At 35.1% G+C, this 13,545-nt stretch carries 10 protein-coding genes and 2 tRNA genes; 4 read left to right on the top strand and 8 right to left on the bottom strand.

Translation table 11 applies throughout. From position 1 onward, the window contains the following. Window positions 1–218: 218 nt before the first annotated feature. The 3 genes from GYX25_RS02125 to erpA all read right to left on the bottom strand — a co-directional run bounded on the left by GYX25_RS02125 (window position 219) and on the right by erpA (window position 952). Window positions 219–294, bottom strand: a tRNA-Gly gene (locus GYX25_RS02125). Between the two features lie 19 nt (window positions 295–313). Further along, window positions 314–401, bottom strand: a tRNA-Leu gene (locus GYX25_RS02120). Between the two features lie 212 nt (window positions 402–613). Next, window positions 614–952, bottom strand: coding sequence for an iron-sulfur cluster insertion protein ErpA (gene erpA, locus GYX25_RS02115; protein WP_034914816.1), 339 nt, complete (start codon window positions 950–952; stop codon window positions 614–616). 158 nt (window positions 953–1,110) lie between these two features. Between erpA and hemL the strand changes: the two genes are divergently transcribed. Both hemL and bcp read left to right on the top strand, forming a co-directional pair. Continuing rightward, window positions 1,111–2,403 carry a glutamate-1-semialdehyde 2,1-aminomutase gene (hemL, locus tag GYX25_RS02110; protein ID WP_091349746.1) on the top strand — a complete coding sequence of 431 codons (1,293 nt, stop codon included), beginning with the start codon at window positions 1,111–1,113 and terminating at the stop codon, window positions 2,401–2,403. A gap of 63 nt (window positions 2,404–2,466) precedes the next feature. Further along, window positions 2,467–2,943, top strand: coding sequence for a thioredoxin-dependent thiol peroxidase (gene bcp, locus GYX25_RS02105; protein ID WP_174786565.1), 477 nt, complete (start codon window positions 2,467–2,469; stop codon window positions 2,941–2,943). 27 nt (window positions 2,944–2,970) lie between these two features. Here the strand turns inward: bcp and GYX25_RS02100 are convergent, their stop codons facing one another. Both GYX25_RS02100 and GYX25_RS02095 read right to left on the bottom strand, forming a co-directional pair. Then, window positions 2,971–4,056, bottom strand: coding sequence for an AI-2E family transporter (locus GYX25_RS02100; RefSeq protein WP_091349738.1), 1,086 nt, complete (start codon window positions 4,054–4,056; stop codon window positions 2,971–2,973). Between the two features lie 48 nt (window positions 4,057–4,104). Beyond that, window positions 4,105–5,625 (bottom strand): helicase HerA-like C-terminal domain-containing protein, encoded by a 1,521-nt coding sequence (locus GYX25_RS02095; protein WP_091349734.1) that lies wholly within the window; start codon window positions 5,623–5,625, stop codon window positions 4,105–4,107. Window positions 5,626–5,801: 176 nt separating this feature from the next. Here GYX25_RS02095 and GYX25_RS02090 point away from each other — a divergent pair, with 176 nt between their 5' ends. Further along, complete coding sequence (locus tag GYX25_RS02090) at window positions 5,802–6,032, top strand: YdcH family protein (RefSeq protein WP_065582975.1); 231 nt, start codon at window positions 5,802–5,804, stop codon at window positions 6,030–6,032. Window positions 6,033–6,377: 345 nt separating this feature from the next. Here GYX25_RS02090 and mgtA read toward each other — a convergent pair whose 3' ends face one another. Next, the gene (mgtA, locus tag GYX25_RS02085) at window positions 6,378–9,086 is read right to left on the bottom strand and encodes a magnesium-translocating P-type ATPase (protein WP_091349730.1); all 2,709 of its coding nucleotides are present in this window, start codon (window positions 9,084–9,086) and stop codon (window positions 6,378–6,380) included. A gap of 713 nt (window positions 9,087–9,799) precedes the next feature. Between mgtA and GYX25_RS02080 the strand changes: the two genes are divergently transcribed. After that, on the top strand, window positions 9,800–10,477 hold the full coding sequence (locus GYX25_RS02080; RefSeq protein ID WP_091349726.1) for a hypothetical protein: 678 nt from the start codon (window positions 9,800–9,802) through the stop codon (window positions 10,475–10,477). Window positions 10,478–10,575: 98 nt separating this feature from the next. Here GYX25_RS02080 and GYX25_RS02075 read toward each other — a convergent pair whose 3' ends face one another. Beyond that, window positions 10,576–12,468 carry a DNA topoisomerase III gene (locus GYX25_RS02075; protein WP_174786564.1) on the bottom strand — a complete coding sequence of 631 codons (1,893 nt, stop codon included), beginning with the start codon at window positions 12,466–12,468 and terminating at the stop codon, window positions 10,576–10,578. 71 nt (window positions 12,469–12,539) lie between these two features. Beyond that, entirely contained in the window at window positions 12,540–13,541 is a 1,002-nt protein-coding gene (zntB, locus tag GYX25_RS02070) for a zinc transporter ZntB (RefSeq protein ID WP_167349336.1), read from the bottom strand. Window positions 13,542–13,545: the final 4 nt, after the last annotated feature.

Below are 13,545 nucleotides of genomic sequence, written 5' to 3'. Positions count from 1 at the left end.
TTAAAGGATTATTTTAATCATGAAGTGTAAACAACTCGGCGTTTTCCTATTGCTAAATTATTACATACCCAAAAACTTAGAAATTGTTTGGTATGAATTGTGGGCTAATTTTTTGAGTATCACTGAATTACTCTGTTCTATCTTGGAAAGTAAAATCACATTTAAACATTGATATAACTTGTTTTATAAATTCTAATGAACTAAGATCGATTTTATATTGGAGCGGGAAACGAGGTTCGAACTCGCGACCCCGACCTTGGCAAGGTCGTGCTCTACCAACTGAGCTATTCCCGCGTAAGAGGTGTTTGTTTAATGGTGCCCGGGGCGAGACTTGAACTCGCACGGCCAAAAAGGCCGAGGGATTTTAAATCCCTTGTGTCTACCGATTTCACCACCCGGGCTCAAAACTTACTACCGAAAGGTAATTGCGTTTTGAATGCTGTGCATTTTACCCATCTTAAATTTGCCGTCAACAAAAAAATTTAAATTATTATCTAACTGCTCAATGTTTGTCACATTTTGTGGGTTTATTCACCTATCCCACTTAACAGTTAAAAATTCTGATGTGTTGCTTAACAATAATTATTAGCGTTCTAAAAAACTTAAATATGACTTAAACACTAAAAGATGAGCCACAACCACACGTTGTTGTTGCATTAGGATTATCAACCACAAAGCGAGAACCTTGTAAGCCTTCTACATAATCGATTGTGCCACCAACGAGATATTGTAAGCTCATGGGATCGATAACTAGTGATACGCCATTTTTTTCGATAGCGAGATCATCTTCATTTACTTTTTCATCGAAAGTAAACCCATACTGAAATCCACTACAGCCACCACCAGTTATGTACACCCTTAATTTTAAGTTTGGGTTTTCTTCTTCTGTTACTAATGATTTTACTTTATTGGCTGCTGCATCAGTAAAGTTGATTGGTAAAGCATCGCTCATATTCTTCTCCTAATATATTGATCTTTGTATTATATACCCTTGCTAAATGAAAATACAAAATAGAAAACTTCTATCGAATAAATTTTGTTAGTTGGCTTGAATTTATTTTGATTTTATGAATAAATACAACAAATTTTTATAGAGAGATCATCTCAGTTATGCAAAACAATTTCAAATCAGAAAAGCTTTATCATCAAGCACTATCCGTTATGCCTGGTGGCGTTAATTCACCTGTTCGTGCATTTAATGGTGTAGGTGGTACGCCTTTATTTATTGAGCGCGCAAACGGTGCATATATTTATGATGTGGATAATAAAGCTTATATTGATTATGTCGGTTCTTGGGGGCCGATGATCCTTGGGCATAACGATCCCGATGTTGCCAATGCGGTAATTAATGCGGTGCGTAATGGTTTAAGTTATGGAGCACCAACCGAAATTGAAACCAAAGTTGCCAATTTAGTGACACAATTAATGCCTTCTATTGAAATGGTGAGAATGGTAAATTCGGGAACCGAGGCTACTATGAGCGCCATTCGTGTTGCTCGTGGTTTTACAGGGCGCGATAAGATTATTAAATTTGAGGGTTGCTATCACGGACATGCCGACTATTTGTTAGTTAAAGCAGGATCTGGTGCGCTTACGTTTGGTCACCCAACTTCTCCTGGTGTACCTAACGATTTTGTTAAGCATACCTTAGTTTGTGATTATAACAATTTAGAGTCAGTCAAAAAGCAATTTGAGCAATATCCTAACGATATTGCTGCCATTATTATTGAACCTGTTGCCGGCAATATGAACTGTGTACCTGCCAAAAAAGAGTTTTTGCAAGGATTGCGTGAACTTTGTAATCAGTATGGTGCTTTATTGATTATTGATGAAGTGATGACGGGGTTTAGAGTCGCGCTTGGTGGTGCTCAAGATTATTATGATGTAGTGCCCGATTTGACTTGTTTAGGAAAAATTATTGGTGGCGGTATGCCTGTTGGGGCATTTGGTGGTCGTGCGGATATTATGATGCAACTAGCGCCAACGGGTCCAATATACCAAGCCGGGACCCTTTCAGGTAATCCTGTTGCAATGGCAGCTGGATATGCAACGTTAACGAAGTTGATGGAAGTCGGTATATATCAGGAGCTAGAAAATAAAACTGCAGCACTTGCCGATGGTTTATTAGCAGCAGCTAAAAAGTATAATGTGCCATTAGTGGTGAATTATGCAGGGGCGATGTTTGGGGTATTTTTTACAACTGCTTCCGAAGTGACCAGTTATCAAGATGTGATGCGGTGTGATGTTGAATTATTCAAAAAATTCTATCATCATATGCTAACGGAAGGTGTTTATTTTGCACCGTCAGCTTTCGAAGCGGGATTCATGTCACTTAAACATACAGATAAAGAGATCAATCACACAATTGAGGCTGCAAGTCGTTTTTTTAGTAACTTAGCTTAAAAATATGGCACTGTTTTATATATCCAAAGAGAAAATTAAACTATTAAAATAGGTAATAATCATATGGTTAATCCACTTAAAGAAGGTGAAAAAGCACCTCAGTTTTCGTTGCCAGACCAAGATGGGGAGCTAGTAAGCTTGAAGGACTTTAAAGGTCACCGTGTTTTAATTTATTTTTACCCAAAAGCAATGACCCCGGGTTGCACTGTACAAGCATGTAATTTACGCGATTGTTCTGATGAATTAAAAAAGTATAATGTTGTGATCCTTGGTATTAGTACAGACAAACCTGAAAAGCTATCTCGATTTATTGAAAAAGAGCTGTTAAATTTTACATTACTTTCTGACGAAAATCACGAAGTCGCCCAAGCATTTGGTACTTGGGGCGAAAAAGAGTTTATGGGAAAAACCTATGATGGTATTCACCGTATTAGCTTTTTAATTAGTAAAGACGGAAAAATCGAAAAAGTATTTGATGATTTTAAAACAGCTAATCATCATGAAGTGGTTTTAGATTATCTTAAAAAACACGCTAAATAATTACTTTGAATAAAAGCAGATTAGCCATTAATCTGCTTTTAATTCACCATTTGCGTTATTTAATTCGTCCTGTTTTGGCCAAGCATTTATGATTGCTTTGACTAATGTCGCTAATGGTATTGCAAAAAATATTCCCCAAAATCCCCATAAACCACCAAATACAATCACAGCTAAAATAATAACTAATGGATGCAAATTGAGTTTTTCAGAAAATAAACAAGGCACGAGTAAGTTGCCGTCTAACGCTTGTATTAGAATATAGAAAAACAATAAATAACCAAATTGAGCAGTGAATCCCCATTGAAAGAGTGCTATAAGGACAACGGGGATACTTGAAATAATAATACCCACATAAGGCACCAATACAGATAAGCCAACAATCACTGCTAATAAGAGCCCATAATCTAAGCCAAAATACCAAAAAGGAATATAAACACAAATCGTTAAAATAATAATATGTAGTACATTGCCAACAATATAATTGGATATTTGCATATCCATTTCAATAGCAACTTTATTTAGAATTGTGCGGTTTTTAGGTAAGATTTTTGAGCAATATCCCCATATTTTGGCTTTATCTTTTAATAAAAAGAACATCATAATTGGTATTAATACTGCATTAATCGCAACAGAAACTAACCCTAATAAAGAGACAATTGAAAACTGCAGTAATGAATTACCCGTTTGTACAACTTTTTCAGTAATACCTTGAAGCACCGAATCGAATAAGCCGACATCGATTAATTCGGGATAGTGTTCAGGCAATGTGGTTAAAAAATTATTAGCAAAATTTAGCATGTTTGGAATATTGGTGATCAAGCTGATACTTTGTTGCCAAATTAGCGGCAATAAGATCATAAATCCGACCAATACCACCATGATAAAAAGCAGTAAAACGATCACAACAGATAGTGTTCTTGGAATATTTTTTTTGTGTAAAAAGTTAACCGGACTATCAAGCAAATAAGAAAGCACAATAGCAATAAAAACAGGCAGAAGAATTTTATTGAAAAAATAGATTATAATAAATAAACCAATAATAACCGCCATTAACGATACAACATGCGGATCACTAAAGCGCTTTTTGTACCATTCAATAAACATTTTTAACATTAAAATTCTCCTACTTTACTGATATTTTAAGCTATAAATTTAGTTTAACTATTTTTTTAAGCCACCCAATATGCCACGGGTGATCTGTTTGCCTATTTGATTAACAACTTGTCTTGTTGCGCTTTTGGCTATTTGTTGGGTAATGCCATCATGTTGCCCACCTTTGGGACCTTTAGAGCCAAAAAGCAGCGTACTTAGAAAATTAAGCAATCCACCATTATTTTGTTTATTGATATTATCATCACTTTTTTGGGCACTATTATTGGCATTTTGGTTACGCATGCCATCTAATGAAAATCCATCTTTTAATATTTCATAAGCCGATTGTCGATCTAAGCTCTGCGCATATTTATTGTAAAAATGAGATTGATGCATAATAGATGATTGATTATCTGGCGACATTGCCCCCATTTTGGAACTTGGAGCAATAATATAGCCTCGTTCAACCATGTTTGGGCGACCTTTTTCATCTAAAAACGAAATAAGTGCTTCGCCAACACCGAGCTCCATGATTGCTTTTTCGGTATCAAAGCTTGGGTTAGCACGCATGGTTTGGGCTGCTGTTTTTACAGCCTTTTGGTCTTTAGGGGTAAATGCGCGTAAAGCATGCTGTACACGATTACCTAATTGCCCTAAAACCGTGTCGGGAATATCGTTTGGATTTTGCGAGGCAAAATAAATGCCTACACCTTTAGAGCGAATTAAACGCACCACTTGTTCTATTTTTTCTAATAATGCAGGCGAAATATCATTAAAAAGTAAGTGAGCTTCGTCAAAAAAGAAGACAAGTTTAGGTTTGTCAAGATCACCAACTTCTGGCAAATGTTCAAAAAGTTCTGACAATAACCATAATAAAAAAACTGAATATAATTTAGGCGAGTTATATAATTTATTGGCCGATAATATGTTAACTATGCCATGACCTTCAGAATTAACGTGAATTAAATCTTGGATATCAAGCATGGGTTCTCCAAAGAAGAATTCGGCACCTTGTTGTTCGAGTGTTAACAATCCGCGTTGGATTGCACCAATTGACGATAGCGAAATGTTTCCGTATTGTGTAGTAAATTTTTTGGCGTTATCGCCTACAAATTGAATTAATGCTCGAAGATCTTTGAAATCAATTAATAGTAAGCCGTTATCATCCGCAATTTTAAATGCCAACTGTAACACGCCTGCTTGAACGTCATTTAAATCAAGTAATCGACCAAGTAAAATCGGTCCTATATCTGATACGGTACTGCGAACAGGTATTCCTTTTTCAGCAAAGACATCCCATAGTTCAATTGGTGACGAATCTGGTTGCCAGTTATCAACCTCAATGCTAGCTAAGCGGGCTTGTAGTTTGTCAGATAATATACCCTTTTCACCTATTCCTGTTAGATCACCTTTAACATCAGCAAGAAAGACCGGCACACCTATTTTTGAAAAACCTTCGGCCATTTTTTGTAATGTAACAGTTTTGCCAGTACCCGTTGCGCCAGTAATTAAACCATGACGATTAGCTAATGCAGCTATAATAGATAAATCTTTACCTTGGCTTTTGGCAATTACAATCGATTCACTCATAAATTAACCCCTTATTAATTTTATGATAAAAATTGCATTGTTATAGGAGCAAATCTGTTATAGGAACAATTATGCTATAAAACAATTTCTCTATTAAAATGGCTTATAATATTGTATTCTGAATTAGCAATAGCTGCTATTGTTATTATTCTATCTAGCCTATATAAGGAGGCACTATGTTTCCAGAATATCGAGAAATCATTTCTAAATTAAAAAATACCGATTTACGTTTTCAAAAATTGTTTGATCAACATAATGAGCTCGATCAAAAAATTAAAAACATTGAATCTGGAATTATTGTCAACACTACCGAAACGATAGAGGCACTAAAAAAACAAAAACTTAAAATTAAAGATGAAATTTATGAAATTTTAAGAAAAGCATCTGATACTCATTTAAATTTATAATCAAGTACCACTTGTAAACATTTTAATTAATAGACTTGTTATCACTTAAAACTAACACAAATAAAAACCCCAATAACTGGGGTTTTTATTATCTGTTAACCTAATTGTTTGTATTCACCATTTTGGTTTTAATTTCTTAATTGTTCTTGAGCTTTTTTTTGTTTTCGGCTTTTGATTAACATAATTAAATTTTTATGTGGTGTTTTCATAGATTATTTCCTTTTTTGTTATAATTATATGGTTAATAAATTAATTTTTAATAACTTTTACTATATAAATTTTAAAATTGCTAAGCGACGTTGATATCGCTTAGCATTATTGGTAATACGCTGTATTATGGTTAAATTAAAACCATTGACCGAAGCGTTTAATATAAATCCGTTTCATCAACTGAGCAACACAGCAATAACTAAATAGGGTTGCTAAAAGCCATGGAAAATATGACCAAGGTAATGGTTGTAAACCAATTAATCCACCCAGTGAAGAAAACGGAATATAAATCCCCACAGCCATAATTAACATTGTCATCACAATAACAGGAAATGCCGCGGTGCTTTGCACAAATGGAATTTTTTGTGTTCTAAGCATGTGCACCACCAATGTTTGTGACAATAACCCTTCAATAAACCAGCCTGAATGAAACAGCGATTGCGCTTCAATACTGTTTGCACTAAATACAAACCACATTAGTGCATAAGTTGTGATATCAAAAATAGACGATGTTGGTCCAATCCAAATCATAAAACGTCTAATATTTAGCGCATCCCATTTGCGTGGTTTTTGTAAAAACTCATCGTCCATTTTGTCCCATGGTAATGAGAGTTGAGAAATATCATACAGTAAGTTTTGAATAAGTAAATGTATCGCTAGCATAGGCAAAAACGGTAGAAACGCACTAGCCACTAATACTGAGAAAATATTACCAAAATTCGAACTTGCGGTCATATTTAGATATTTCATAATATTACCAAAAGTTTCGCGGCCGCATATTACACCTTCTTCTAATACCATTAGACTCTTTTCAAGCAGAATAATATCGGCAGATTCTTTGGCAATATCAGTTGCAGTATCGACCGAAATCCCTACATCAGCATCGCGCAGTGCCGGTGCATCGTTTATGCCATCCCCTAAAAAGCCAACGGTATGACCGTTATCTTGCAATAATCGGATAATTCGCGATTTTTGCAGTGGAGTTAATTTAGCAAAAATAGTACGTTGTTCAATTTGTGTTTTGAGCTCAGCATCATCCATTTTTTCAATTTCAGCACCAAGCAGTGGAATACCAGGCTCTAAACCAACTTCTCGACACACTTTGATGGTGATGATTTCGTTATCACCGGTTAAGACTTTAACGCCGACACCATGTTCATTCAATGCTGAAATTGCCTCGAAAGCGCTTTCTTTTGGTGGATCTAAAAAGGTTAAAAAGCCACGAATAGCAAGTGCTGTTTCGTCTTGTACTGTGTATTGTTCTTTTGTTTCGCTAGCAGGAATGTCTTTTATACCAACCGCTAACACTCTAAAACCATCTTTGTTGTAGTCATGGGCAAGTGCAATTAACGCTTGTTTGCGTTTATCGTCTAACGGTAAGTATTCGCCATTTTCATAAACATGACTAGCAATAGATAGCATTTCTTCAACTGCACCTTTACAAATCATCAAATGGTTATCACTGCCATTTTGCACAACTACCGATAAACGACGACGTACAAAATCAAATGGTAACTCATCAATTTTTTTGTATAAACCAACACCCACCTTTTTCATATTGGTTTTTTCTTCGGTAAAACGGATGATCGCTTTATCCATTAAGTTTTTCATACCACTTTGATAATAGCTGTTAAGCCAAGCGAGTTCTAAAACAGAGGAATCAACTTGCCCCTTTATATCAAGGTGATGTTCTAAAATGATTTTATCTTGCGTTAAGGTACCTGTTTTATCGGTACATAAAATATCCATCGCACCAAAATTTTGGATAGCGTTAAGTCGTTTAACGACAACTTTACGTTTTGCCATACCAACGGCACCTTTGGCTAGGTTAGCACTGACGATCATTGGTAACATTTCAGGCGTTAAACCAACAGCAACGGCTAATGCAAAGAGTGCCGCATCGCCCCAATCGTTTTTTGAAAAGCCATTAATAAAAAAGACAATTGGCACCATGATTAGCATAAAGCGAATAAGCAACCAACTAACACTATTAACACCACGATCAAATGAAGTTTCAGCACGCGATCCAACAATTGATTTTGCTAATGAGCCAAAATGCGTATCAGCACCGGTTGCAACCACGATAGCTGTTGCGGTTCCACTGACAACGTTAGTCCCCATAAAACAGATGTTATTAACATCAAGCACATTATCTTTGTTAAGATCTGATTTTTCGATATTATCGGTCGTTTTTTGCGTTACTGCACCTAAGGTGTCATACTTTTCAACAGGAATGGATTCGCCAGTAAGTACTGCTTGGCTAACAAATAAATCCCTAGATTCAATTAATCGGATATCCGCTGGGATCATGTCGCCTGCTGATAAATAAACAATATCCCCCGGAACTATTTCACTTAATGGAATTTCAATGCGCTCTGGAGTCATATCTTTATGTGCACGACGCAACACGGTTGCTGTTGTGCGAATCATTGATTTTAAGGCTTCAGCCGCTTTGTTTGATCTAAACTCCTGCCAAAAACGTAATAATCCACTAAGCGATACCATGGTTAGGATAATAATAATCCCAGTTAAATCAGTTTCTTCACCATTTTGCAAAGGCAACCAAAAATCGGTCACAAAACTGACACTAGCTAATGCTAATAATACAAATATAAATGGGTTATTAAATGCCATTAATAATTGCACTAGAATTGAGGGTACTTTTTCACGTGCGACTTCGTTTTTACCATATTGTTCAATTCTCGATTTAGCACTTTCTTGTGTTAATCCTGAAAGGCTAGATTGGAATTTAGATAAAATACTATCAAGGCTGCTTTGTGCCTCATTGATAGCTTTAATATCTGCACTATTTTGTGCTTTATTTTTTGATGTAGTTTTTGTCATCTCGAGTACCTATATTCATAATTTTGACAAAGGTATGCCAACTCATTGTTACCAAGTAACGATAAGTTATTAAATTTTATGATGAGCTAAAATTTTATTGCATAGCAAAACTAGCCCGTAAAGCTATTTTGTATAGCTAGTGCTGAGCATTAAATTTAATTAGCAAATAGAGTTAATTAAGAATTTAGATACAACTCGGTGGTTCTAAATGTTTTTCTGAAAGATGTAAAACACGCAACATTAAGCTTTGTGCGCATTGATGTTTTGAGTTTGTGTGATAGCGTGTAAAAAAATGCATATCGTTCACCATTACCGTTTTATCAATTTCGGCTTGTGAACTGAAAAAATGGTGATTTAGACAGGTTCATTAACCGATAATGATGTGTTTAAAATTGTCTCCCCTCATTTTGGGGTGACCCGATTGAGTGTCCATATTTCTCCTGTAAATTGAACTCTTCACTTTATATTTTAACTTTCCTTCACCCTCATTTTTAACTTCCATAATAGCTAAAAAAGGAAGAAAAGCTTTAAAGGCGGGCATTTTATACGCTTTTCTGAAAAAGAAGTCAACCCATAAAACAAAAAAGAGGAGAACAATTATAAAAAAACAGCACTTATCGCTATTTTTACCTTCATTTTAATATAGAATTGATACCTCACTTACCTAATATAGGTTACAATCACAGCACGATTAATTAGTGAGAATATTTTAAATGGAAATTTCGGAATTACTCCATGATAATTGGTTCAATTTGATCATTATTTTTGTGCTTTCCTTTATCGCATTTATGTATAAAAAACGCCCTCAAAATGATGGTTTTGACAATATTATTAAATATACCGATATTTTGGAAAAGACACCTCACCCTCAATATAAAACAGAATTTTTAAATAATATTAAAAAGAAACTTATATGGAACAAAGTTTGCTTTTATAAAGCAGGGGGTATAAATAAAGAACGTATCGCTATTTCGCTAATTAACGCTGACGTTCATAACATTATTGAACTGACTCAGCTAGATTCATTAACACACTATTTTAGTATAACAAAAAATCACATAATACCACTTAAACCTTATTTAATTAAAGAAGTTATACTTAGTGGTACGGCATTTATATTTGCCTTTGTTATCTTGTTTTCTAATATAGTCACAATCTTTAGCTCTTCTTTGATAATTAATATTATTGTTGCTATTTTAACTGTTTTTATCATTATCATCGCACTGTTTCGCTTTGCACTAACCCCAATAAAACGATTCAAAACATATCTTTTAATTGTAAAAGACAAAGCCTTTTTACAAAGAGCAAATAACGAATTAGCCAAAATAATAAAAGATAAAAATAACATGAACGCCGCAATGATAGACGAAATAACGGAACCAGAAAAATAGCCCAACGGCAACTTAATAACATTATTAATTGGCGCTAATATAGTGTATTAATCGACAAAATGGATATGATAATATCTCATCTTATTTTTATATAGCGTCTAGGCTCGAATATTCAACCTTGCATTTTTTAACTGATTAACAAGATCTAACAGCGACGAGTTAAGTTGATGCATAAACTGCTGGTATGAAAATGCTTTCTTACTAATTTCGTCTAATTGTAATTCCCAATGCGCTGTCATATCAGGCATCGACATGATATCGGGAAGTGATAAAATAAGATTTTTTCCCACATCAGTTGCGCGAATTAACTTGCCTTGGCGAGTTAAAAACTGGCGTTTAAATAACAATTCAATAATGCCCGCTCTAGTTGCTTCGGTGCCTAGTCCATCGGTTTCACGCAATATTTTTTTGATTTCAGGATCTTTAACAAATCGGGCAATTCCCGTCATTGCAGACAATAATGTTGCATCAGTAAACGGTCTTGGCGGTTGAGTTTCTTTACTAACCAGCTCGGTATCAATACATTGCACTGTTTCGCCTTTTTTTACTAATCGAGTTAATAGACCGTTACTTTCATTACCATCTGTATCGGCTTCAACTTGATTATTTTTACTTCTAAACAAAACCTTCCAACCTTCGTCAAGCATTTGGTTAGCTTTAGAAACAAATTTACCGCCTTGAATATCAACATCAATTTGCAACTCAGCATATTTATACGTTGGGTAAAATTGAGCTAAATATTGCGTTGCCACAACTTGATACACTGCTTTTTCGTTATCAGTTAAGTTTTCCATTCTAGCTTTGCGCAACGTTGGAATAATGGCGTGGTGTGCTTCAACTTTTTTATCATTCCAAGCCTTGGAACGTAATGCAAAATCAGCATCACCAATAGCGGTTTGTAGTTCAGGACAATTATTTTCAATGGCGGACTTTACGCCTGTAATTTGTTTTAAATGCTCTTCAGGTAAAAATCGACAATCCGACCTTGGATAGGTAATTAATTTGTGTTTTTCATATAACGATTGGCAAATATCGAGCACATTTTGAGCACTCAATCCATTTTTTTTGGCCATTTCAATTTGCAATGCCGATAAATTAAATGGCATGGGTGGAGCTAGTTCTTTCTTTTTATTACTGACTTTGTCAATTGTTCCAGATTGATTATTAATGCGTTGACAAACATTTTCAGCTAATTTTTTAACTAATACGCGCCCTTCTTCATCCTGATAAGGCGAGCAAGCTTCGCTGGGTTGCCATTTCGCTTTAAATATTTCATTATCTTTGGTTTGTAACACGGCAAATACTTCATAAAACGGTTTGGGTACAAATTGTGCTATCTCTAAATCACGCCTAACGACTAACCCTAAAATAGGTGTTTGTACTCGCCCTATTGATAATACGCCGCGATAACCATTTTTTTGCCCAACAATAGTACAAAGCCGGCTCATATTAATGCCATAAAGCCAATCGGCTCGAGCCCTCGCTAATGCAGAAGTGGATAAAGGGATAAAATCTTGATTACTACGCAACTGTTGTAATGACTTTTCAACAGCGCTGGCATTTAAATCGCTAATCAAACATCGTTGTATTGCTTTACGTTTATCTGGCGGTAGTTGACAATAATTTAAGACTTCATCAACTAATAACTGCCCTTCTCTGTCTGGGTCACCTGCGTGTACAATTTGATCGGCGGATTTAATCAGATCCACCAGAATATTAAATTGCTTTTTGGTATTGTCTTTTGGCATTAATATCCATTGTTCGGGTACGATAGGTAAATCGTTAATCGCCCATTTTTTATAACGAGGATCATAGATTTCTGGAGTGGCTTGCTCTAATAGATGCCCAATACACCAGCTCACAACATCGCCATTACTTGCTTTAATAAAGCCATTGCCCTTTTGATGAGGTTTAGGTAAGACATCAGCAATAGCCCGAGCTAAGCTAGGTTTTTCAGCGATAAATAAGCGATAGGACTGATTAGATTGCATAAGAATGATTGTTCATTAAAAATTCCAAAAGGTATAAGCTATTATTCATTTTTCTAAAAATATGAATCTAATTACCACCACTTTTTATATTTAAGCCAAATGACTGAAACAATACAAATGACAACAAGCAATAATATTAATCCAGCAAAAGACCACCCTTCCCCACTAAAAGGAATACCGGCTAAATTGACCCCCAGTAAACTGGTTAAAAAAGTAATCGGCGTAAAAATAATAGTGAATAGTGACATTAAGTAAATTCGTTTATTGGTCGATTCAGCCAAGAAGCTATTGATCTGCTCCATGATTGAGGCTATTCGTAATAAACAGCTATCAATATCAGAGACATAATGGTTTTGTTGATAAGAAATATCGTGTAATCGCTGACGATCATTATCATCAATCCATGATATCCGTTCAGTTGAAATCTTCACAAAAATATCACGTTGTGGCGATAATAATCGACGTAAGACAATCAATTGTTTACGGACTCGACCTATTTCTTTATAAGAAAAGATACGTTGATTTAACACAGCATCTTCTAACTTAATAATTTTATTATGAACACTATCAAAAGACAGATTAACTTGATCACTAATTAAATCAGACATTTGAATCAACCAATCAGCCACATCAACCGGTCCAATGCCTTGTTCTAAATGATCTTTTAATTCCGCAATAGCCGCAATTTCTTGATGTCGGGTTGAAATGATCATGTTATCAGTAATAAAAAAACGAAAAGTAACAATAGGATCGGGAAGTTCATTAGGAATAAAGTTAACGCCTTTTAACACGACTAAAACCCCTGATTCAAAACGAATTTCTTTGGATATTTGGTTTGGTTTTACTAACTCGTTTTTAATCAAATCAGGCACAAGATTTGTGGTATTTATCCAGTTGACGGTTTCTTGTTTAGCGAAATCTAAATGAATCCAAAATGGTTGCGAAACTGAAGGAGTGCTCTGTTCATTAAGCGGTATTGCTCTGCCTTTACCATCTAGCTGACAGCAGAAAGCCGGTTGAGCCTCTAGAAGATGTGAAACAGAAATAGAATTTACACTATTTTGATTAGTCATTATC

The sequence above is a fragment of the Gilliamella sp. ESL0254 genome (genome assembly GCF_013344985.1).
Classification (GTDB): domain Bacteria; phylum Pseudomonadota; class Gammaproteobacteria; order Enterobacterales; family Orbaceae; genus Gilliamella; species Gilliamella bombicola.
Note: the sequence above shows the minus strand (reverse complement) of the source record. Positions and strands in the feature narration are given on the sequence as shown.